Origin of the sequence: Streptomyces sp. BoleA5 (genome assembly GCF_000373665.1) — a bacterium.
Lineage (GTDB): Bacteria > Actinomycetota > Actinomycetes > Streptomycetales > Streptomycetaceae > Actinacidiphila.
Genome location: NZ_KB892090.1, coordinates 594,749 through 615,385, shown reverse-complemented (window position 1 = coordinate 615,385; position 20,637 = coordinate 594,749). Strand labels below are relative to the sequence as shown.

Below are 20,637 nucleotides of genomic sequence, written 5' to 3'. Positions count from 1 at the left end.
GCTCACGTGGGCCGGGTCACCGCCGAGATCGGCAGCATGGCGACGGGGTCGTAGCGGACCCGGGCGCCGGGGTACGGGGCGTGGATGACCCGGCCGTCGCCGACGTACATGGCCACATGGCTGGCGTCGCCGCGGTAGAGGACGAGATCGCCGGGGCGCGCCTGGCTGAGCGGCACGTGCCGTCCGGCGCTCAGCTGGGCCTGCGAGGTGCGGGGCAGGCCCACGCCGGCCTGGCGGTACGCCCAGACCATCAGGCCGGAGCAGTCGAAGGAGCCGGGGCCGGTGGCACCCCACACGTAGGGGGCGCCGACGGCGGAGCGCGCGGCGGCTACGGCCGTCGCGGCGCGCAGCGACAGAGGGCCGAGATCCGGGATGTCGACCGTGCGGCCGGAGCGGGAGGCACGGGCCTCCAGGCGGCTGGCGAGCCGGGCGCGCTCCTGCGGGGAAAGGGAGTTGACCAGGCGCGCGGCCGCCATCAGCTTGCGCTGCACGGCCTTCTTCCGGACGGTGAGGCTGGTGCGGGCCCGCTCGAGCTCGCCGAGCCGGTCGGTGGCCCGGGAGCGTTCCTGGTCCAGGAAGCGCTGGGCGGAGCGGAGTTCGCCGAGTCGCGCGTTGCCGCGGTTGCTGATCCGGTCGAGGGTGGCGGCCCGGTCCAGATAGGTCGCCGGGTCGGGCGAGAGCAGCAGGGCGAGGGTCGGGTCCACTCCCCCGCCGCGGTACTGGGCCCCGGCGAGCGTGCCGAGGTCGTCCCGGAGCCGGTTGACCCGCTCCTGGCCGCGCGCGGCGCGGTCCTGGAGCACCTCCACCTCGCGCCGGAGCCGCTGGGTGTTCTCGCGGGCGGCGTTGAACTGCTCGGTGGCCCGCTCCGCCTGGGTGTAGAGGTGGTCGATGCGGGCCGCGACATCGCCCGGGGTGTCCGCGGGGTCGGCCGCGGCCGTCTGCGCGGTGGTGGCCGCGCCCGCCATCGCGGCGGCGGCGGTGGCCGCCGCCGTCAGGACCGTGGCCCTGGAGGCCCGCGGAGTCCGGCCGGGCTGCGGAATGCGTCGATGGGATGGCACGTCGACCGACAGTAGTCAGCCGGGCACGGGGAGTTCAAAGACCGAGTACGGCCGGGCGGCCTGACGGTGCCCTGCTTGCGCAGGTCACCGCCGGGCCGTCACCGTACGAGATCACCCGATAGGTTCAACGGGCTCCGCTGCTTCGGCCCGGAACTCAGATGCGGACGCCGAACTGGAACGGCATGTTGTTGATGGACTCGTAGCGCACGACGGTGCCGGTGCGCGGCGCGTGCAGGACCATGCCGTTGCCCGCGTAGAGCCCCACGTGGTGCAGATCGCCGTAGAAGATCACGAGGTCGCCGGGCGCCAGCTGGCCCATCGACAGCCGCGTGCCGGCGTTGGCCTGGGACTGGGAGGTGCGCGGTATGCCGGCGCCGGCCTGGGCGTAGGCCCAGGAGGTGAGGCCGGAGCAGTCGAAGGAGCTCGGGCCGGTGGCGCCGTAGACGTACGGCGAACCCAGCTTGGTCTTGGCGGCGGACAGGGCCGCGGCGGCCAGCGAGGAGGCGGGCGGGACGTCGCCGAGGTCGACCCGCTCGTTGGAGCGGTTGGCGCGGTTCTCCGCGGCCTCAAGCGACGCCCGCTGGGCGGCGGTCAGCGAGTTGAGCAGCTTCTGCGCCTCGCTGAGCTTCGCCTGGACTTCCTTCTTCTTCTTGCCCAGTTCGGTGCGGGTCTCGTCGAGCTCGTCGAGCTTGCTCGCGGCCTCCGCCTTCTGCTGGTTGAGGGTGCGCTTCTTCTCGGCGATCTGCTGGAGNCCCTCGGCCTGCTTGGTGCTCAGCTGGTCGAGAGTGGACGCCTTGTCGAGGTAGCTGTCCGGGTCGGCGGAGAGGAAGAGCTGGAGCGAGGGGTCGATGCCGCCGCTGCGGTACTGGGCGCTGGCCAGGGTGCCGAGGTCGTCCTGCAGGTCGTTGAGCTCGGACTGCTGGCGGGCCACCTCGTCCTGCAGGTCCTCGACCTGCTTCTGCAGCTTCTGCTGCTTCTCCTTGGCGCCGTTGAACTTCTCGGTCGCCTGCTCGGCCTGCTCGTAGAGGCCGTCGACCTTGGCCTTCACGCTCTTGACGGAGGGCTTGGCGGGAGCGGCCTGGGCCGCCTGCGCGGACAGGGCGACGGCTGCTGCGGCGGTCGCGGTGAGCACGGTGACACGTGTGCGACTGGCCTGCTTGGGACGACGGTGGGACGCCACTCGGGCGAGCTCCTTCTTCCTCCAGCCGCCTGCCGCATGCATCGGGAACTGGGTTCCCCGGCCCTGAGCGTCGGCGTCCCCCGTCGTACGCACGGCACTTCAGATCGGCGGGACCTCCGCCGTCATCCTGAGTGGATGATCGACTGGGCAGAGGTTCGAGGCACGACCATAGTGACCATCTTGTGATCGGATCAAATCCCTGAAGAAAAAAAGTCGCTCGACCGCGGTTTCTTTACACATATCGCACGTGCAGTGATGACGAGTTGACACTGAGTCCGCAAAAAGCGCCTCACGCACCCCACGGTGTGCTCCAGGTCACACCCGGGCAAGTCGCTTCAGCAGCAAGGTGGATGCGACCGGGCGGGCGCCGGCACGGGCCACACCGTCAGCAACTTCGCGATCGGAAGAAACCACCACAATCGGACGACCGGGAGGTTCCGCCCGAACCAGACGGCGGATCAACTCGTCCGCGGTCTCACCGGCCTTGCTGAACAGCACCCGCACCCCGCGCGGCGGCGCCAGCAGCACCGGGGCGTCCAGATCGGCCCCGTCGAAGACGCAGGTGACCTCGGCGCCGCTCTGCGCCGCGAGCACCGCCAGGCCGCCCAGCAGCCGCAGCCGCTGCTTCTCCAACGGCAGCGCCGGATAACCGGTCTTGGTCACGTTGTAGCCGTCGACCACCAGATGGGACTGCGGCAGCGCCAGCAGCTGGTCCAGCAGCGCCGGATCGTCCTCCGACAGGGCGCGCCGCGCGATGTCCTTGGGGCTGATAGCCCCCGGCATCACCGCGTCGACGGTGTCCGCGGGCCGGGCGCCCAAGGTGTCGCGCGGCGGCAGCGCCAGCTCCCGGCGCAGTCCCGACGCGGCGTCGAGGACGGTGTCCAGCAGCAGCCGCAGGCGCATGTCCTCGGTGCTGCGGCCCTCCCGGGCCGCCCGGCGGGACGCCTCCACGGCCTGCTCGGCCTCGGCGAGCCGGGCCCGCAGCCGGCGTGCCTCACCGTCCGCCGACGCCTTCTCCGCGGCCGCGGCCGCGCGCGTCTCGTCCAGTTCGGCCTCGACCTTGCGCAGCGCGGCCTCGGCCCGCTTCACGTCGCTCGCCGCGCTGCGCAGTTTGCGCTGCAGGGACTCGGCCTCCTTGCGGGCCGCCTCCAGTTCGGTACGGACGCGCACGGCCTCGTTACGGGACTGGGTCCGGGCCTCGTCCAGTTCCGCCTTCAGCTGCCGCAGCTCTCGCTGCGCCTCCTCGCCCGCCCGTTCGGCGCTGACCCGCTGGGCCTCCTCGCCCGCGGCGGCCACCAGCTTGGCCCAGCCCGCGGGACGCAGCAGATACGCGGCGGCCGCCACGTCCAGCGGGTCGACCGCGGGGGGCGGGGTGCCGGCGTCCAGCGCCTCGCACAGCTCCGGCTCGGCCTCGCGCAGCCGGGCACCCACCCGCTGCCGGAAGGACGGGTCGCCCTCCAGCGCCGTGGCCAGCGCCGTCGCGGCGAACTTGGCGCGGCGGCTCGGGGTGAACCGGGCGTAGGGGCGCAGCACCGCGGGCAGCTCGGCCGGGGTCAGCCCGCCGAACGCCTCCGCCGCCAGGGCGACCACGCGGTGCCGTACGCCCTCGGGCAGCGGACGGTCCAGCGACTCGCCGTGGACGGACTCCTCCGGCGCAGCCGCGGTCTCGGGCGCGGCGGCTTCCCCGCCGCGGCCCGGATTACCGCCGGTCCCGTCCACCCGTCACTCCCGTCCAGTCCGTGGGCGCCTCCCCGGCCTCCTTCAACCTCTCTGGCCGCGCCGCATTCTTCTATTGTCCCCGGCCGCGCTCAGGCCTGCGTCGCCGCCGCCGTGTCGGGGCGGTCGACCAGTTCGACCTGGTCCACGGCGTTGCACCAGCGGCAGCGCACCGACTCCACGGTCTCGCTGAGCACCTCGCGCTCCTCGACCGAGGGCTCACCCGCCAGGTCCAGGTGGACGTACTCGACGACCTTGCTGGAGCGGGTGACGTCGAACCGGGTCAGATTGCCGCACAGGGTGCAACGCCAGCGGGTCGTGACGGTCGGCAGGGGCACCGGCATCGGTCGTCTCCTCGGTCGTGCGGATGCGTTCCGGTCACCCTACGGCCTCGGTGGTCCCGCGCGCTGCGGCGAGGCGCCCCGCGACCGTTACACCCGTTCCGTCATGATCGGTCCATGGTCATCCCGGTGTACGACAAGAACCCCGTCCACCGCACACCCGTGGTGACGTACGCGCTGATCGGGCTGTGCGGGGTGCTCTTCCTCATCAGCCCGTCCTCCGGGCTCAACTACATGTACGGCATGGGCCACGATCAGGTGTGCGCCCAGGCGACGTACTTCGCCCGCTGGGGTGTCATCCCCACCGAGCTCTGGCACGGCCACGTCCCCCCGGCCCAGGTGCCGATGCCGAACGGCTGCCCGCCGCTGAAGTCCTTCGCCACCTCGCCGTTCGTGTCGGTGCTCACCGCGCTGTTCGTGCACGGCGGTTGGTTCCACCTGCTCGGCAACATGCTCTTCCTCTGGGTCTTCGGCGACAACGTCGAGAACCGCATGGGCCGCTTGCGCTTCCTGCTCTTCTACATCGCCTCCGGCTACGTGGCGACGTACGGCTACGCGCTCGGGCACACCTCCTCCACCCAGACCCTGGTCGGCGCGTCCGGAGCGATCTCCGGGGTGCTCGGCGCGTACCTCTACCTCTACCCCAAGGCCAGGGTGACCAGCGTCTTCCCCTTCCTCTTCTTCCTGCCGCTGCGCTTCCCGGCCTGGATGGTGCTGATCTTCTGGTTCGTCCTGCAGTGGCTCGCCGGCGAGATCCAGCAGACGGGTCCCGGGGTGGCCTACCTCGCCCACATCACGGGCTTCGTCTGCGGCTTCCTGTGCGCGTGGGTGTGCTATCGCGCAACGCCTAAGCTTGAGCCCGCAGCCAGGGCGAGCCAAGGAGACCTACAGCCGTGATCACCGCGATCGTGCTCATCAAGACCAGCGTCGACCGTATCCCCGAGATCGCGGAGTCCATCGCCGCGCTCGACAGCGTCAGCGAGGTCTACTCCGTCACGGGGACGTACGACCTGGTCGCCATGGTGCGGGTGGCCCGGCACGACGAGCTCGCGGACGTCATCCCGGGCCGGATCAGCAAGATCCCCGGCGTCGAGGCCACCGACACCCACGTGGCGTTCCGCACCTACTCCCAGCACGACCTCGAGACGGCCTTCGCCATCGGCCTGGACGCCTGACCGAGCCGCCCGGCGCGGCGCACCCGGGCCGGGCCGCTCAGGCCCGGTCCCGGTCCGGCACGCAGCGGCCGTCCTCGGTGCGGTAACGCCACTTGGCCCCGTCCGACACCAGCTCCCGCACCGCGTCGACGAAGCGCTCCACGTGCTCGTCCGGGGTGCCCGCGCCGAAGGAGACCCGGATGGCGTTGAGCGTGGCGGCGTCCCCGGCCGAGGGGTCCGGGAGCTCGCCCGAAGCGGCCTCGGGGGCACCGCACTCGCCCGGCTCCTGGTCGGCGGCGCCGAGCAGGGTGCGCAGCAGCGGGTGCGCGCAGAAGAGGCCGTCGCGGACTCCGATCCCGTACTCCGCGGAGAGCGCCGCCGCGAAGTGGGAGCTGTTCCAGCCGTCGACGACGAAGGAGACGACGCCGACCCGGGGGGCGTCGTCCCCGAACAGCGAGAGCACCCTGACCTCGGGGACCTCGGCCAGTCCGGCCCGCACACGGGCCACCAGCGCCTGCTCCCGCCCGACCAGCCGGTCGAACCCTGCCTCCGTCAGCGCGCGGCAGGCCGAGGCGATCGCGTAGGCGCCGATGACGTTGGGCGAGCCGGCCTCGTGCCGGGCGGCCGTGGTGTGCCAGTCGACGTCCACCCCGCCGTCCGCACTGCGGGCCACCCGCCGGGAGGCGCCGCCACCGGCCAGGTAGGGCTCGGCCGCGCCGAGCCAGTCGGCGCGGCCGGCGAGCACTCCGGAGCCGAAGGGCGCGTAGAGCTTGTGCCCGGAGAAGGCCACCCAGTCCACGTCGAGTTCCGCGACGTCCACCGGGTGGTGCGGGGCGAGCTGCGCCGCGTCCAGCACGATGCGGGCCCCGTGGGCGTGGGCCGCCGCGGCCAGCTCCCGCACCGGCCAGAGCTCACCGGTCACATTGGACGCCCCGGTCACACAGACCAGAGCCGGTCCGTCCTCCGCCCGGGCGGCCAGTGCCCGCTCAAGCGTCGCCACCGCCTCCGCCGGGGTGCGGGGGGCACCGAGGTAGGTCACATCGGCCTCCCTCCACGCCAGCAGGGACGCGTGGTGCTCGGTCTCGAAGACGAAGACGCTCGTGCCGGCCGGTACGGCGGCGGCCAGCAGGTTCAGCGAGTCGGTGGTCGAACGGGTGAAGATCACCTGGTCGCCGGGGCGACAGCCGAGGAACTCCGCGACCGTTGCGCGGCTCTGCTCGAACAGGTCGGTCGACAGCTGCGAGAGGTAGCCGGCCCCCCGGTGCACGCTGCCGTAGTACGGCGCGTAGGCCGCCACGTCGTCCCAGACCCGCTGCAACGCGGGCGCGCTGGCCGCGTAGTCGAGGGCGGCGTACCCCACCTCGCCCCCGGTCACGAGCGGCACGAGGACCTCGCGTCCCAGGACGGGCAGCGGAGCGTGGACGGACGAGGGCAGGGCAGGGCGCGGCGACATGGCGAAGTCTCCTGGGAGCAGGCGGGGGTGAAGGAACGTCAGTGATGACGGAACAGCCCTCGGCACGACGGGCGGACGCCCGGGAAGAGGGTGGGGAGGGGCGGCTGGGGGCCGGAAGGGCCCTAGCGCATTCGCTTGCTCATGGAGGAACTCCTCTGACCGCGCTTGCCGCAGACCTCGCTGCCTGCGGCCTGGTCATCACCCGGGGCACCCCGCCACGGAAGGAGGGTTGCCGGACAGCGGGCCGGGGCCGTTTCGCTGTCACTCGTGACCTGCGCAGCATCATGCCACAGGGGCACGCCGCCGCAAGCCGCGGTCCGCATCCCGGACGGCCCGCCCTGGACCGGACAGCGCGCAGGGCCGGGGCCGAAGGCCCCGGCCCTGCGTGGTGGTTCCCGTCGTCAGACCTGCGTGGCCGCGGCCCAGCGCTCGAGCGTCCGTGCTGCCGCCCCGGAGTCGACCGACTCGGCCGCCCGGGCGATCCCGGCCGCGATCCGCTCGGTCAGCGGACCGCCCGCGCCCTCCAGCGCCACCAGCGCGGCCGCCGAGTTGAGCAGCACCGCGTCACGCACCGGGCCGGTCTCGCCCGCCAGCAGCCGGCGGGCGACGTCGGCGTTGTAGGCGGCGTCCGCGCCCCGCAGCGCCTCGATCGGCACCAGTTCGATGCCGACGTCGCGCGGGTCGAAGGACTCCTGCTCGACCTTCCCGTCCCGCACCACCCACACCTGGGAGGTGGCCGTGACGGTGAGCTCGTCCAGCCCGTCGTCGCCCCGGAACACCAGCGCGGAGGAGCCGCGGCGGGCCAGCACGCCCGCGATCAGACCGGCCATCCGGGTGTCGAAGCACCCCACGGCGGAGGCGCCCACCCGGGCCGGGTTGGTCAGCGGGCCGAGGATGTTGAAGGAGGTCGGGATGCCCAGGTCGCGGCGGGCCGGGGCGGCGAACCGCATCGCGGGGTGGAACCTCGCGGCGAAGCAGAAGGTGATCCCGGTTTCCTCGGCGACCTCCGCCACCCGGCCGGCGGGCAGGTCGAGGTTGATGCCGAGCTTCTCCAGGACGTCGGAGGCACCGCTGGCGCTGCTGGCCGCCCGGTTGCCGTGCTTGACGACCTTCGCGCCCGTGCCGGCGATCACGATGGCGGACATCGTGGAGATGTTCACCGTCCTGGCACGGTCGCCGCCGGTGCCGACGATGTCCACGGCGGGGCCGGGGATGTGCAGCGGCTCCGCGTGCGCGTACATCGACTCGACGAGGCCGGTGACCTCCTCGACCGTCTCCCCCTTGGCCCGCAGGGCCACCATGAAGCCGGCGACCTGGGCGTCCGAGGCCTCGCCGCTCATGATCCGGTCCATCGCCCACGCCGCTTCGGCCGCCGTGAGGTCCTTGCCGTTCAGCAGCGCGCCCAGGACGTCGGGCCAGGAGCCGCCCGCCACGGATGCGCCTCCGGCGGGGTTCACAACGCTCATGGTCCACTCCATGGGGTCTGACGTGCGGCGGGAAACATTCGGCTCCAGCCTATCGGCGCGGGGGAACGGGAAAGGGCCCCGTCCATCGGATGGACGGGACCCTGCCCGGTGGCACAGCTTCAGTGATCAGTGGTGACCGTGGCCGCTCGTGATCTCCTCGTACTCCTCGGCGGTGGGCTTGTCGATCTGCGTTCCCTCGCCGTAGTAGCCGCGGGACAGCTTCGCGCGCAGCTTCGCCGTGGGGCCGACCTTCTTCTCCACGCCGTTCTCGTCGACCTCGGGGCCGACTTCGAGCGGCTTGGGCTGCTCGTGCTGGGTGAGCTTGAACAGCGCGCCCTGCTCCAGTGGCTCGTGGATCTCGATGAACTCACCGTGCGGGAGCCGCTTGATGATGCCGGTCTCGCGACCGTGCAGCACCTTGTCCCGGTCTCGCCGCTGCAGACCCAGGCAGATCCGCTTGGTGACGAAGAAGACCAGCACCGGCAGCACGAAGAACGAGACCCGGACCACCCAGGTGATCGCGTTGATCGACAGATGGAAGCGGGTGGCGAAGAGGTCGTTGCCACCACCGACGAGCAGGATCAGGTAGAGGCTGATCCAGGCGGCGCCGATGCCCGTGCGGACGGGACGGTTACGCGGCCGGTCGAGCAGGTGGTGCTCGCGCTTGTCACCGGTGACCCAGGACTCCAGGAACGGGTAGACGCCCATGAAGCCCAGGACCAGCGGGAAGATCACCAGCGGGATGAACACGCCCAGGACGAGTGTGTGACCCGCGAAGTTGATCTCCCAGCCCGGCATGATGCGGATCAGGCCCTCGGAGAAGCCCATGTACCAGTCGGGCTGGGCGTCGGTGGACACCTGGTCCGGCCGGTAGGGGCCGTAGGCCCACACCGGGTTGACGGAGACCAGCGCGGACATGGCCGCGATGACACCGAAGACCACGAAGAAGAAGCCGCCCGCCTTGGCCGTGTAGACCGGGAAGAACGGCATGCCCACGACGTTCTTCTCCGACTTGCCGGGGCCGGCCCACTGCGTGTGCTTGTGGTAGAAGACCAGGATCAGGTGGGCCACCAGCAGTCCCGCCATGATGCCGGGGATCAGCAGCACGTGGATCGTGTAGAACCGCGGCACGATGTCGGTGCCGGGGAACTCACCGCCGAAGAGGAAGAACGAGAGGTACGTGCCGACGATCGGCACGGACAGGACCGCGCCCTCCATGAAGCGGATACCGGTGCCCGACAGCAGGTCGTCCGGCAGCGAGTAGCCCATGAAGCCGTCGAACATGCCGAGGAACAGCAGCAGGAAGCCGAAGACCCAGTTGATCTCGCGCGGCTTGCGGAACGCACCGGTGAAGAAGATGCGCATCATGTGCACGAGCATCGCGGCCACGAAGACGATGGCCGCCCAGTGGTGGATCTGCCGGACGAGCAGACCGCCGCGCACGTCGAAGCTGATGTGCAGGGTCGACGCGTACGCCTCGGACATCTTGATGCCCTGCAGCGGCGCGTAGGAGCCGTCGTAGACGACCTCGTTCATCGCCGGGTGGAAGAACAGCGTCAGGTAGACGCCGGTCAGGATGACGATGATGAAGCTGTAGAGGGAGATCTCGCCCAGCATGAAGGACCAGTGGTCCGGGAAGATCTTCCGCAGGTTGGCCTTGCTCAGGCTGTAGATGCCCAGCCGGCCGTCGGCCCAGTCGGCGACGCGTTCGCCGGCGGGCGCCTTTCCGCGCGGCTTCGCGCTCGCGCTCGTGTTGGTGCTCATCCACGCTCCCAAAAGGCCGGGCCCACGGGCTCTTCGAAGTCGCCCAGAGCCTCGAGGTAACCCTCGCCGTTCACGCTGATGTGCAGCTGCGGCAGGGCGTGACCGGCGGGGCCGAAGATCACCCGGGCACCGTCGGACAGGTCGAACGTCGACTGGTGGCAGGGGCAGAGCACGTGGTGCGTCTGCTGCTCGTAGAGGCTGATCGGGCAGCCGACGTGGGTGCAGATCTTGGAGAACGCCAGGATGCCCTGGTGCGCCCAGTCGCGGGACTTCTTGTCCTTGATGTCGTTCGGCTGGATGCGGACGATCATCAGGGCCGCCTTGGCGAGCTGCTCCTGGTAGTCGTGCTGCTCCTCCTCCAGGCCCTCGGGCACGGCGAAGGTCAGCGAGCCCACGGCGACGTCCTCGGGACGCAGCGGCTTGTTGGTGTTCTGGTTGATCAGCAGCCTGCCCTTGGACCACAGCGTGTGGCGGAGCTTGTCCTCCGGCAGCGGGCCGAGGTCGCGCAGCAGGAACACCCCGGAGAGCGGCACCAGCGTCAGCGCGCCCAGCATGGTGTTGCGGATCAGCTTGCGGCGGCCGATCTGGCTCTCACCGGCGCCCGTGGCGAAGTCCGCCATGACCTTGGCCCGGACCTCGGGGCTCGCCGCGATCGGGTGGCGCTCGTCGGCGACCTCGACGTCCGACATCAGCGTGCGGGCCCAGTGGACCGCGCCGGCGCCGATGGCGAAGAGCGAGACGCCCAGGGTCATGCCCAGCGCGAAGTTCAGCGCGCTGATGTGGCCCAGCGGCCAGATGTAGACGATCTTGTCGATCGGGATGACCACGAAGCTGGCGATGAAGCCCAGCGTGGCGAGCATCGACACGGTGAACAGGAACGCCACCGTGCGCTCGGAGGACCTCGCGGCCTTCTCGTCGATGTCCTGGCGGCGCGGCTGGTGAGCCGGGAAGCCCGGGTCCGCGAACGGGTTCTCCGCGGTCGCGACCTGGCCGCCGCCCTCGTGTGCCGGCCTGTCCGGCAGGTTCTCTTCTGACATGTCCTGACTCATGACTTCTTCGCCTTGGTGGTGTGGGCCGCGAGCCAAATGGCGCAGGCGATCAGGGCCCCGAGGCCGAAGATCCAGCCGAAGAGACCCTCGGTGACCGGGCCGAGGCTGCCCAGCGACATGCCGCCGGGGCTCGGCGCGCCCTCGCCGTTGACGGCGTCGAGGTACGCGATGATCTCCCGCTTGTTCTCCTCCGGCATCGTCGTGTCGGGGAAGGACGGCATGTTCTGCGGGCCGGTCAGCATGGCCTCGTACAGGTGCTTGTTGCTCACGCCCTCGAGCGTGGGCGCGTACTTGCCGTGCGTCAGCGCGCCACCCTTGCCCTGGTAGTTGTGGCACTGGGCGCAGTTGGTGCGGAACAGCTCCCCGCCGCGCGCGGCGTCGGCGCCGGCCGGGTCGTACTGCTCCTCGGTGGGCGTGACCGGGCCGGGGCCCAGCGAGGCGATGTACGCCGCGAGCTGGTCGATCTGCTTCTGCGTGTAGATGACCTTCTTGCGCGGCACCTGGGCGCCGGGCTGCTGGGCCGGCATGCGGCCGGTGCCGACCTGGAAGTCCACGGCCGCGGAGCCGACGCCGACGAGGCTGGGGCCGTCACTGCCGCCCTGCCCCGACGTACCGTGGCAGCTGGAGCAGCCGACGGTGTACAGCTTCTTGCCCTCTTCGATGGCGAGGGACTGGGAGCTGTCGTCCGCCTGAGCCTTGGGCGCCGGCGCGAGCGCGGCGTACAGCCCCCCGATGGCCGTGAGCGCGACAAGTAGGACGACAAGCGCCGCCAGCGGGTGGCGCCGTCGTGCGGAGAGCTTTTTCACGGATTACCCCGGTGTCAGGATCTCTTGCGTCGATGTTCTGGATGTCGTGACCGTCAGCGCGCTCGCGCGCGGGTCCGACTACTTGATCAGGTAGATCGTGGCGAAGAGGCCGATCCAGACGACATCGACGAAGTGCCAGTAGTAGGACACGACGATGGCCGCGGTGGCCTGCTCGTGGGTGAACCGCCGTGCCGCGTAGGTCCGTCCCAGGACCAGCAGGAAGGCGATGAGACCACCTGTCACGTGCAGACCGTGGAATCCGGTGGTCAGGTAGAACACCGAACCGTACGGGTCGGAGGAGAGCGAGAGGCCGTCCTCCTTGACCAGGTTGGTGTACTCGAAGATCTGACCGCCGATGAAGATCGCGCCCATGACGAAGGTCACGATGAACCACGAGCGCAGCTTCTTCACATCGCCGCGCTCGGCGGCGAAGACACCCATCTGGCAGGTGAAGGAGGAGAGCACGAGGATCGTGGTGTTCGTCGCCGAGAACGGGATGTCCAGGACGTCGGCGTGCGCCTTCCAGTACTCGGCACCCGTGACCGAGCGAAGGGTGAAGTACATCGCGAAGAGGGCCGCGAAGAACATCAGCTCGGAACTCAGCCAGATGATGGTTCCGACGCTGGTGAGGTTCGGCCGGTTGACCGACGGGTGCGCGTGCCCGGTTTCTACTGCTGTTGCTGTCGCCACGACCGACATTATGTCGGTCCCTTATCTCGCGCTCACTCCGGGGGGTGCCATTCGGTGTGTCAAGGCCCTTGAGGTAGGGAAAGGCATCCCCCGAAGGAGCTAACCCTCCTCGAAGCACCGTGCTCGGGAGTAAGGTTCGGCCACAGGCAGGCGACTCCACGAAGGCGAGGAGGCACGGATGCAGACGACCGCGACGGTGCTGGTCTACAGCGACGACAGGAACACCCGGGAACAGGTCCGTCTGGCCGTCGGCCGCCGCCCTGCGAGCGATCTGCCGCCGGTCGAGTACCTGGAGTGCGCGACCCTCCCGGCGGTCCTCAGCGCCCTGGAGAGCGGCGGCGTCGACGCGTGCGTGTTCGACGGCGAGGCCGTCCCGGCCGGCGGCATGGGAGTGTGCCGCCAGGTGAAGGACGAGATCTTCCGCTGCCCGCCGGTGCTGGTGCTCATCGGGCGTCCCCAGGACGCCTGGCTGGCCAGTTGGAGCCGGGCCGACGCGGCGGTGAGCCACCCCGTCGACCCGGTCGCGCTCAACGACGCCCTGGCGGGGCTGCTGAGGCAGCGGCTGGCCGTCGACGCCTAGCCTCACATCTCGGGCTGCAGACGGGCCTCAGGGGCGTCGGTACGGTCGGCCACGGCCGGGTCGGCGCCCTTGCGCGCTCCGGTCGCGCTGCCCTTGCGCCACTCGCTCCAGGACAGGTTCCAGTCGCCGAAGCCGTTGCCGAAGGCGGGCATGTCCTCGCCGAGGCTGTGGACGACCGAGACGACGTCGCCGACCCGCACGTTGTCGAAGAACCAGTGGGCGTTGGCGGTGCTCATGCCGACGCAGCCGTGGCTGACGTTGGCGATTCCCTGCGAGCCCACCGACCAGGGCGCGGCGTGCACGTACTCCCCGCTCCAGGTGACACGGGTGGCCCACTGCACGGGCAGGTCGTAGGAGTCGGAACTGCCCGAGGCGATGCCGACGGTCTCGCTGCGCATCCGTACGTTGGCCTCCTGACCCAGCACCACCTTGATGCCGTTGCGGGTCGAGAACCCGGGCTTGCCGGTGGTCACCGGGATGGTGCGGACGAGCTTGCCGTTGCGCTTGAAGGTCATGGTGTGCGTGGCCGCGTCGGTGACGGCCTCGATGCGGTCGCCGGTGCGCAGCGTCAGCGGCTTGACGTCGCCTCCGTAGAGCGAGCCCTTGATGTGCACCTTGTCCAGGGTGCTGCGGACGTCGATACGGGCGTGTGCGGGCCAGTAGGTCTTGGGGCGGTAGTGCAGGGTCTTGTCGTCGACCCAGTACCAGGCGCCCTCGTCGGCCGCCGGTGAGGCGTTGACGTGCAGGTTGCGCTCGACCACGCTCCGGCCGACGGTGTCCTTCACGGCGGCGCTGAGTTCGGCGGTGATGGGCTGGCCGACGCCGTAGGTGCCGCTCTCCGGGCCGAAGGTGACCTTCAGGTGGCGCTTGGTACCCGTGGTGTCGACGGAGAGCGTCTTGCGGCCCTGGCGGCCCTTTCCGTCCTCGGTGGTGACCTTGACGACGTAGTGTGCCGCAGCGGAGAGCTTGGAGGTGCTGCGCCAGCGCTTGCCGTCCGCGGACAGCTTGCCGCTCACGTACCGTCCCGAACCGTCGGAGGCCGTCACGTCGGTGATGCGGTTGCCTTCACCCTTGACGGTGATTTCCAGCGGCTTCTTGGGGTCGGCCTTCTTCGACCCGGCGGCTCCCCCGGTCCACACGACCTGGCCGGCGGCGTCGTACGGGGCGTTGGCGAGGGGATCGCCGCCGCCCGAACAGGAGGCCAGTGGCGCGGAGAGTGTCACTGCAGCGATCGCGGTCGCCATGCGGCGCGGAGAAAAGTGACCCATGGTCACCACGCTAAGCAGAGACGATCTCGGGCGCCCGTCGAGCGCGTGCGAACGGGCGATGGCCCGGACCCCCTGCCGGGGGTCCGGGCCATCGCCGTGCGGTGCGTGGGCGCCGGGCGCTCACTGGGTGCGGTTCTCACCCCGGTAGTACTCGAAGACCCAGCCCCACAGGCCGACGAGGATGAACGGCGAGGCGAAGTAGATCAGCCACCAGCCGAAGATGATGCCCAGGAAGGCCATGGCACCACCGAAGGCCAGCAGGAGCGGCTGCCAGCTGTGCGGGCTGAAGAAGCCCAGTTCGCCGGAGTCGTCCGCGACGTCCGCGTCCTCGCGGTCCTGCGCGCCGGTGTCGGCACGCCGGGCGGTGAAGGCCAGGTAGAAACCGACCATCACGGCGAGGCCGAAGGAGAGGAAGAGCGCCGTGGTGCCCACCGGCTCCTTGGACCACAGGCCGTAGACGACGGCCATGCCCAGGAAGAAGACGGACAGCCACAGGAACAGCTTGCCCTGGAACTTCACTTGCCGCTCTCCTTCTCGTCGCCGCCGGAGACGGCCGGAGCCGCGCCGACGTTCTCCAGCTGGTCCAGAGCGGCCATCTCCGGGTGGTGGAGGTCGAAGGCCGGGGATTCGGACCGGATGCGCGGCAGCGTGAGGAAGTTGTGCCGCGGCGGCGGGCAGGAGGTCGCCCATTCCAGCGAGCGGCCGTAACCCCACGGGTCGTCGACCTCGACCGGCTTGCCGTACTTCGCCGTCTTCCACACGTTGTAGACGAACGGCAGCATCGACAGGCCCAGCAGGAAGGAGCTGATGGTCGAGATGGTGTTCAGCGTGGTGAAGCCGTCGGCGTTCAGGTAGTCCGCGTACCGGCGGGGCATGCCCTCGGCACCCAGCCAGTGCTGGACGAGGAAGGTGCCGTGGAAGCCGATGAACAGCGTCCAGAAGGTGATCTTGCCCAGGCGCTCGTCGAGCATCTTGCCGGTGAACTTCGGCCACCAGAAGTGGAAGCCGGAGAACATCGCGAAGACGACGGTTCCGAAGACGACGTAGTGGAAGTGCGCCACCACGAAGTACGAGTCGGAGACGTGGAAGTCCAGCGGGGGCGAGGCCAGGATGACGCCGGTCAGACCACCGAAGGTGAAGGTGATCAGGAAGCCGATCGCCCAGAGCATCGGTGTCTCGAAGCTCAGTGAGCCCTTCCACATGGTGCCGATCCAGTTGAAGAACTTCACACCGGTCGGTACCGCGATCAGGAAGGTCATGAAGGAGAAGAACGGCAGCAGCACACCACCGGTGACGTACATGTGGTGGGCCCACACCGTCGCCGAGAGGCCGGCGATGGAGATCGTCGCCGCGATGAGGCTGACGTAGCCGAACATCGGCTTCCGGGAGAAGACCGGGATGACCTCACTGATGATGCCGAAGAACGGCAAGGCGATGATGTACACCTCTGGGTGCCCGAAGAACCAGAAGAGGTGTTGCCAGAGCAATGCGCCGCCGTTGGCGGCGTCGAACACATGCGCCCCGAACTTGCGGTCGGCCTCCAGGGCCAGCAGCGCGGCGGCCAGCACCGGGAAGGCGAAGAGCACCAGCACACCGGTGAGCAGCACGTTCCAGGTGAAGATCGGCATGCGGAACATCGTCATGCCGGGGGCGCGCATGCAGATGATCGTGGTGATGAAGTTGACCGAGCCGAGGATCGTACCGAAGCCGGAGAACGCCAGACCCATGATCCACAGGTCGCTGCCGATGCCCGGCGAGCGGACCGCGTCGGTCAGCGGGGAGTAGGCGAACCAGCCGAAGTCGGCCGCGCCGTTCGGGGTGAGGAAGCCGGCGACGGCGATCAGCGAGCCGAACAGGTAGAGCCAGTAGGCGAACATGTTCAGCCGCGGGAACGCGACGTCGGGGGCGCCGATCTGCAGCGGCATGATCCAGTTCGCGAACCCGGCGAAGAGCGGGGTCGCGAACATCAGCAGCATCACGGTGCCGTGCATCGTGAAGAGCTGGTTGAACTGCTCGTTGGACACCACCTGGGTGCCCGGGCGGGCGAGTTCGGCGCGCATGACGAGCGCCATCACGCCACCGATGAGGAAGAAGAAGAACGACGTCGCCAGGTAGAGCGTGCCGATCGTCTTGTGGTCCGTGGTGGTCAGCCACTTGACGACGGCGTTGCCGGGCTGCTTCGTGCGGACCGGCAGCTCGTCCGCGTACGCGTCGTCGTGCGCGGCGGCCGCACCGTGGGGTTCGTTGAGAATGCTCACTGGGTCTTGGTCTCCGCGTTCTTGGCGTTGCCGGTGGTGGCAATGCCTGCCGGGACGTAACCGGTCTGGCCCTTCTTCGCCAGGTCCTTCAGGTGCTGCTTGTAGGCCTCCGGGGAGACGACCTTGACGTTGAAGAGCATCCGGGAGTGGTCCACGCCGCACAGCTCGGCGCACTTGCCCACGAAGGTGCCCTCCTTGGTGGGGGTCACCTGGAAGACGTTGGTGTGGCCGGGGATGACGTCCATCTTCATCAGGAAGGGGACCACCCAGAAGGAGTGGATGACGTCACGCGAGGTGAGGACGAACCGGACCGACTCGCCCTTGGGGAGCCACAGGGTCGGGCCCGGGTTGCCGGTGTCCTGGTTCCTGGAGGCGGGCGTCCCGAAGTCGTAGACGCCGTCGGCGCCCGCGGGCGCGTCCAGCTTCTTCGCGGAGATCGAGGAGAGCTCCGCGGGCACCGTGCCGGCCTTCGGCGTCGACGGGTCGCCGTCCACGTCCTCGACGTAGTTGAAGGCCCAGCTCCACTGGAAGCCGACCACGTTGACCACGTGGTCGGGGCGCGCCGAGGTCTCCAGCAGCTTGGACTCGTCCCGGGCGGTGAAGTAGAAGAGCACCGAGATGATGACCAGCGGGACCGTGGTGAAGAGCGCCTCGATCGGCATGTTGTAGCGGACCTGCGGCGGGATCTCCACCTTGGTGCGGCTGCGCCGGTGGAAGATGATGCTCCAGAGGATCAGTCCCCAGACGAGCACGCCGACCGCCAGCGCGGCGGCCCAGGAGCCCTGCCAGAGGGACAGGATCCGGGGTGCCTGCTCCGTGACGGGGCTGGGCATGCCGAGGCGGGGGAAGTCCTCGTATGTGCAACCTGTGGCGGTCGCAAGGACCAGGCCCGCGGCCAGCGCCTGCGGCAGAATCCGCCGCATCGGGCGCCGCGACGAGCGGTCGGAGCCGTAGGGACTCACGTAGCGCCTTCCCGAGAGTCTCGCCCACGCGTCCGGATGCCCGGCCTGTGCTGGTCGGTCGCCCTGGCGCGGGCAGTGGTGTGGATGTTTATGCGGACCAAACCCTACTGGACTCGATTTTGGGGCGCGCGGGGAGGGGGGCCAACGCGCCGGGGCGGCCCCCGAAGGGGTGTCGGGCACCGCCGCGCACCTGCGGAGGGCCCCGGTTCGGGGTCTTTTGACTGGTCCCCAGGAGCTCGGTGGGACGCCGGGGCGTAGCGTGCAGCACGTGCCCTACTTCGACGCCGCGTCCGCCGCACCATTGCATCCCGTCGCCCGGCAGGCCCTCCTCGCCGCGCTCGACGAGGGATGGGCCGACCCCTCCCGGCTCTACCGCGAGGGACGCCGCGCCCGGCTGCTCCTGGACGCCGCCCGGGAGGCCGCGGCCGACGCCGTCGGCTGCCGTCCGGACGAACTCGTTTTCACTCCTTCGGGTACGCGTTCCGTGCACGCGGGGGTGGCCGGGGCGCTCGCCGGCCGGCGCCGGGTCGGCCGGCACGTGGTCGTCTCGGCCGTCGAACACTCCTCGGTGCTGCACGCGGTGGAGGACGCCGACGTCACGGAGGTGGCCACCGACCGCACCGGCCTGGTGGACGCCGGCGCCTTCGGCGCGGCGCTGCGCGAGGACACCGCGCTGGCCTGCCTGCAGTCCGCCAACCACGAGGTCGGCACGGTGCAGCCGGTCGACGCGGCCGCCGAGCTGTGCCGGGCCGCCGGGGTGCCGCTGCTCGTCGACGCCGCCCAGTCACTGGGCTGGGGGGCCGTGACAGGCGGCTGGTCGCTGCTGACGGCGAGCGCCCACAAATGGGGCGGGCCGTCCGGGGTGGGCCTGCTGGCGGTCCGCAAGGGCACCCGCTTCGCCGCCCAGGGACCCACGGACGAAAGGGAGTCGGGGCGCGCGCCCGGCTTCGAGGACGTCCCCGCGATCGTCGCCGCCGCGGCCTCCCTGCGGGCGGTGCGCGCCGAGGCCACCGCGGAGGCGGCACGGCTGTCCGCCCTGGTCGACCGCATCCGCACCGCGGTGCCCGAACTCGTCCCGGACGTCGAGGTGGTGGGCCACCCCGAGCTGAGGCTGCCGAACGTGGTGACCTTCTCCTGCCTCTACGTGGACGGCGAGGCGCTGCTCCACGAACTGGACCGGGAGGGCTTCTCCGTCTCCTCCGGGTCGTCGTGCACGTCCAGCACGCTGACGCCCAGCCATGTGCTGAAGGCGATGGGCGTGCTGTCCGAGGGGAACGTGCGGGTCTCGCTGCCGGCGGGCACGGAGGCGGGCGACGTGGACCGCTTCCTGGAGGTGCTGCCGGGAGTGGTGCGTGGAGTGCGGGAACGGCTCGGCGCGCCGGCGTCCGGGCCCGCGGCGGGGGCCGGGCGGACGGCCGGGGCGCAGGGCGAGGGCGAGCCGGACCTCGTCGTGGACTCGCTCGGCAAGCGGTGTCCGATTCCGGTCATCGAGCTGGCGAAGGTCATCGGGGACGTGCCGATCGGCGGCGTCGTGTCGGTGCTCTCGGACGACGAGGCCGCCCGGCTCGACATCCCGGCGTGGTGCGACATGCGCGAGCAGGAGTACCTCGGGGCGCACGCCGCGCCCCGGGGCACCGCGTACTGGGTGCGCCGCGTCTCCTGACGCCGCCGGGCCGTGGCGCGCCGGGCGTGCCCGGGGGCGCAGGCGTCCGCGAGCAACCGGCCCGGGCAGCAGGACGGCGGCACCGCGCCTGTGCGGTGCCGCCGTCGTGCCGCCCGGGGGCGCGGGGTCAGTGCAGGTGGGCGCGGACCTCCTGGGCGGCGTCGTCGCCGTAGGCCTTGGTGAAGCGGTCCATGAAGTGGGCCCGGCGCAGCTGGTACTCCTGGGTGCCGAGGGTCTCGATGACCAGCGTCGCCAGCATGCAGCCGACCTGCGCCGCCCGCTCGGGGCCGACGCCCCAGGCGAGGCCGGAGAGGAAGCCGGCGCGGAAGGCGTCGCCGACGCCGGTGGGGTCGACCTTGGCGTCCTCCTCCGGGCAGCCCACGACGATCGGCTCCTCGCCGGCCCGCTCGATGCGGACGCCGTGCGAGCCCAGCGTGGTGACGCGGGTGCCGACCCGGCCGAGGATCTCCTCCTCCGTCCAGCCGGTCTTGGACTCGATCAGGCCCTTCTCGTACTCGTTGGAAAAGAGGTAGGCCGCGCCGTCCAGCAGTATCCGGATCTCGTCGCCGTTCATGCGGGCGATCTGCTGCGAGAAGTCCGCCGCCCACGGGATGCCGCGCGATCGGCACTCCTCGGTGTGGCGGAGCATCGCCTCGGGGTCGTCGGCGCCGATGAGCACCAGGTCGAGGCCGCCGACGCGGGCGGCGACCGAGTGCAGCTCGATGAGGCGGGCCTCGCTCATGGCACCGGTGTAGAAGGAGCCGATCTGGTTGTGGTCGGCGTCCGTGGTGCACACGAAGCGCGCGGTGTGCAGCACCTCGGAGATGCGGACGGAGGCCGTGTCGACGCCGTGCCGGTCGAGCCAGGCGCGGTACTCGTCGAAGTCGGCGCCGGCGGCCCCGACGAGGACGGGCCTGACACCCAGCTGGCCCATCCCGAAGCAGATGTTCGCACCGACGCCACCGCGGCGTACGTCGAGCGTGTCGACCAGGAAGGAGAGGGAGACCGTGTGCAGCTGGTCGGCGACGAGCTGGTCGGCGAATCGGCCGGGGAAGGTCATCAGGTGGTCGGTGGCGATGGAGCCGGTGACTGCGATACGCACGGCTGGGACGCTCCTGCGGAGGCGGACGGCGGACGGTACCTGTCCACGCTACCGGCTGGACCGGTGGGCGCCGACATGGCGAAACTACCTGATAGTAGGCCTTTCTCCCGTGACCCCACGTGCCTAT

At 70.5% G+C, this 20,637-nt stretch carries 19 protein-coding genes and 1 riboswitch; of the genes, 4 read left to right on the top strand and 15 right to left on the bottom strand.

Translation table 11 applies throughout. The features are described from left to right. Positions 1-2 precede the first annotated feature (2 nt). From B085_RS0102855 to B085_RS0102840, 4 genes are all read right to left on the bottom strand, one after another. Positions 3-1,058, bottom strand: coding sequence for an NlpC/P60 family protein (locus B085_RS0102855; protein WP_026250619.1), 1,056 nt, complete (start codon positions 1,056-1,058; stop codon positions 3-5). Between the two features lie 154 nt (positions 1,059-1,212). Then, a complete protein-coding gene (locus B085_RS0102850; RefSeq protein WP_018557046.1) occupies positions 1,213-2,238 on the bottom strand; it encodes a C40 family peptidase in 1,026 nt (341 codons plus the stop codon). Positions 2,239-2,553: 315 nt separating this feature from the next. Beyond that, positions 2,554-3,957: an NYN domain-containing protein gene (locus B085_RS0102845; protein WP_018557045.1), complete on the bottom strand. Its 1,404-nt coding sequence runs from the start codon at positions 3,955-3,957 to the stop codon at positions 2,554-2,556. An 89-nt stretch (positions 3,958-4,046) separates the two neighbouring features. After that, positions 4,047-4,298, bottom strand: a complete 252-nt coding sequence (locus tag B085_RS0102840) for a hypothetical protein (protein ID WP_018557044.1) — start codon at positions 4,296-4,298, stop codon at positions 4,047-4,049. A gap of 114 nt (positions 4,299-4,412) precedes the next feature. On the opposite strand from B085_RS0102840, the gene B085_RS0102835 reads away from it, so the two are divergent. After that, positions 4,413-5,192, top strand: coding sequence for a rhomboid family intramembrane serine protease (locus B085_RS0102835; RefSeq protein ID WP_018557043.1), 780 nt, complete (start codon positions 4,413-4,415; stop codon positions 5,190-5,192). Then, the gene (locus B085_RS0102830) at positions 5,189-5,470 is read left to right on the top strand and encodes an Lrp/AsnC family transcriptional regulator (protein WP_018557042.1); all 282 of its coding nucleotides are present in this window, start codon (positions 5,189-5,191) and stop codon (positions 5,468-5,470) included. Before B085_RS0102835 ends, B085_RS0102830 begins: the two co-directional genes overlap by 4 nt. 37 nt (positions 5,471-5,507) lie before the next feature. Here B085_RS0102830 and B085_RS0102825 read toward each other — a convergent pair whose 3' ends face one another. The 6 genes from B085_RS0102825 to B085_RS0102800 form a co-directional block, all read right to left on the bottom strand. After that, on the bottom strand, positions 5,508-6,902 hold the full coding sequence (locus tag B085_RS0102825; RefSeq protein ID WP_018557041.1) for an aminotransferase class V-fold PLP-dependent enzyme: 1,395 nt from the start codon (positions 6,900-6,902) through the stop codon (positions 5,508-5,510). Between the two features lie 156 nt (positions 6,903-7,058). Next, positions 7,059-7,175: riboswitch (SAM riboswitch) on the bottom strand. 128 nt (positions 7,176-7,303) lie between these two features. Next, positions 7,304-8,368 carry an anthranilate phosphoribosyltransferase gene (gene trpD, locus B085_RS0102820; protein WP_026250617.1) on the bottom strand — a complete coding sequence of 355 codons (1,065 nt, stop codon included), beginning with the start codon at positions 8,366-8,368 and terminating at the stop codon, positions 7,304-7,306. A gap of 126 nt (positions 8,369-8,494) precedes the next feature. Beyond that, a complete protein-coding gene (locus tag B085_RS0102815) occupies positions 8,495-10,132 on the bottom strand; it encodes a cytochrome b (protein ID WP_018557039.1) in 1,638 nt (545 codons plus the stop codon). After that, positions 10,129-11,169, bottom strand: coding sequence for a ubiquinol-cytochrome c reductase iron-sulfur subunit (locus B085_RS0102810; RefSeq protein ID WP_018557038.1), 1,041 nt, complete (start codon positions 11,167-11,169; stop codon positions 10,129-10,131). Before B085_RS0102810 ends, B085_RS0102815 begins: the two co-directional genes overlap by 4 nt. A gap of 8 nt (positions 11,170-11,177) precedes the next feature. Next, the gene (locus tag B085_RS0102805) at positions 11,178-11,987 is read right to left on the bottom strand and encodes a c-type cytochrome (RefSeq protein ID WP_018557037.1); all 810 of its coding nucleotides are present in this window, start codon (positions 11,985-11,987) and stop codon (positions 11,178-11,180) included. Positions 11,988-12,065: 78 nt separating this feature from the next. After that, positions 12,066-12,686, bottom strand: a complete 621-nt coding sequence (locus B085_RS0102800) for a cytochrome c oxidase subunit 3 (protein ID WP_026250616.1) — start codon at positions 12,684-12,686, stop codon at positions 12,066-12,068. A gap of 169 nt (positions 12,687-12,855) precedes the next feature. Here B085_RS0102800 and B085_RS0102795 point away from each other — a divergent pair, with 169 nt between their 5' ends. After that, positions 12,856-13,257, top strand: a complete 402-nt coding sequence (locus B085_RS0102795; RefSeq protein ID WP_018557035.1) for a hypothetical protein — start codon at positions 12,856-12,858, stop codon at positions 13,255-13,257. Positions 13,258-13,259: 2 nt separating this feature from the next. Here the strand turns inward: B085_RS0102795 and B085_RS0102790 are convergent, their stop codons facing one another. The 4 genes from B085_RS0102790 to coxB form a co-directional block, all read right to left on the bottom strand. Further along, positions 13,260-14,525: a L,D-transpeptidase gene (locus B085_RS0102790; protein WP_037731111.1), complete on the bottom strand. Its 1,266-nt coding sequence runs from the start codon at positions 14,523-14,525 to the stop codon at positions 13,260-13,262. Between the two features lie 120 nt (positions 14,526-14,645). Continuing rightward, positions 14,646-15,044 (bottom strand): cytochrome c oxidase subunit 4, encoded by a 399-nt coding sequence (locus tag B085_RS0102785; protein ID WP_018557033.1) that lies wholly within the window; start codon positions 15,042-15,044, stop codon positions 14,646-14,648. Beyond that, positions 15,041-16,783, bottom strand: coding sequence for a cytochrome c oxidase subunit I (gene ctaD, locus B085_RS0102780; protein ID WP_018557032.1), 1,743 nt, complete (start codon positions 16,781-16,783; stop codon positions 15,041-15,043). The genes B085_RS0102785 and ctaD overlap by 4 nt, the downstream gene beginning before the upstream one ends. After that, a complete protein-coding gene (gene coxB / locus B085_RS0102775) occupies positions 16,780-17,745 on the bottom strand; it encodes a cytochrome c oxidase subunit II (protein ID WP_018557031.1) in 966 nt (321 codons plus the stop codon). The genes ctaD and coxB overlap by 4 nt, the downstream gene beginning before the upstream one ends. A 268-nt stretch (positions 17,746-18,013) precedes the next feature. Here coxB and B085_RS0102770 point away from each other — a divergent pair, with 268 nt between their 5' ends. Continuing rightward, positions 18,014-19,408, top strand: coding sequence for a cysteine desulfurase/sulfurtransferase TusA family protein (locus tag B085_RS0102770; RefSeq protein WP_026250615.1), 1,395 nt, complete (start codon positions 18,014-18,016; stop codon positions 19,406-19,408). A gap of 127 nt (positions 19,409-19,535) precedes the next feature. On the opposite strand, the gene B085_RS0102765 is transcribed toward B085_RS0102770, so the two are convergent. Beyond that, complete coding sequence (locus B085_RS0102765; RefSeq protein WP_018557029.1) at positions 19,536-20,510, bottom strand: carbohydrate kinase family protein; 975 nt, start codon at positions 20,508-20,510, stop codon at positions 19,536-19,538. Positions 20,511-20,637 lie beyond the last annotated feature (127 nt).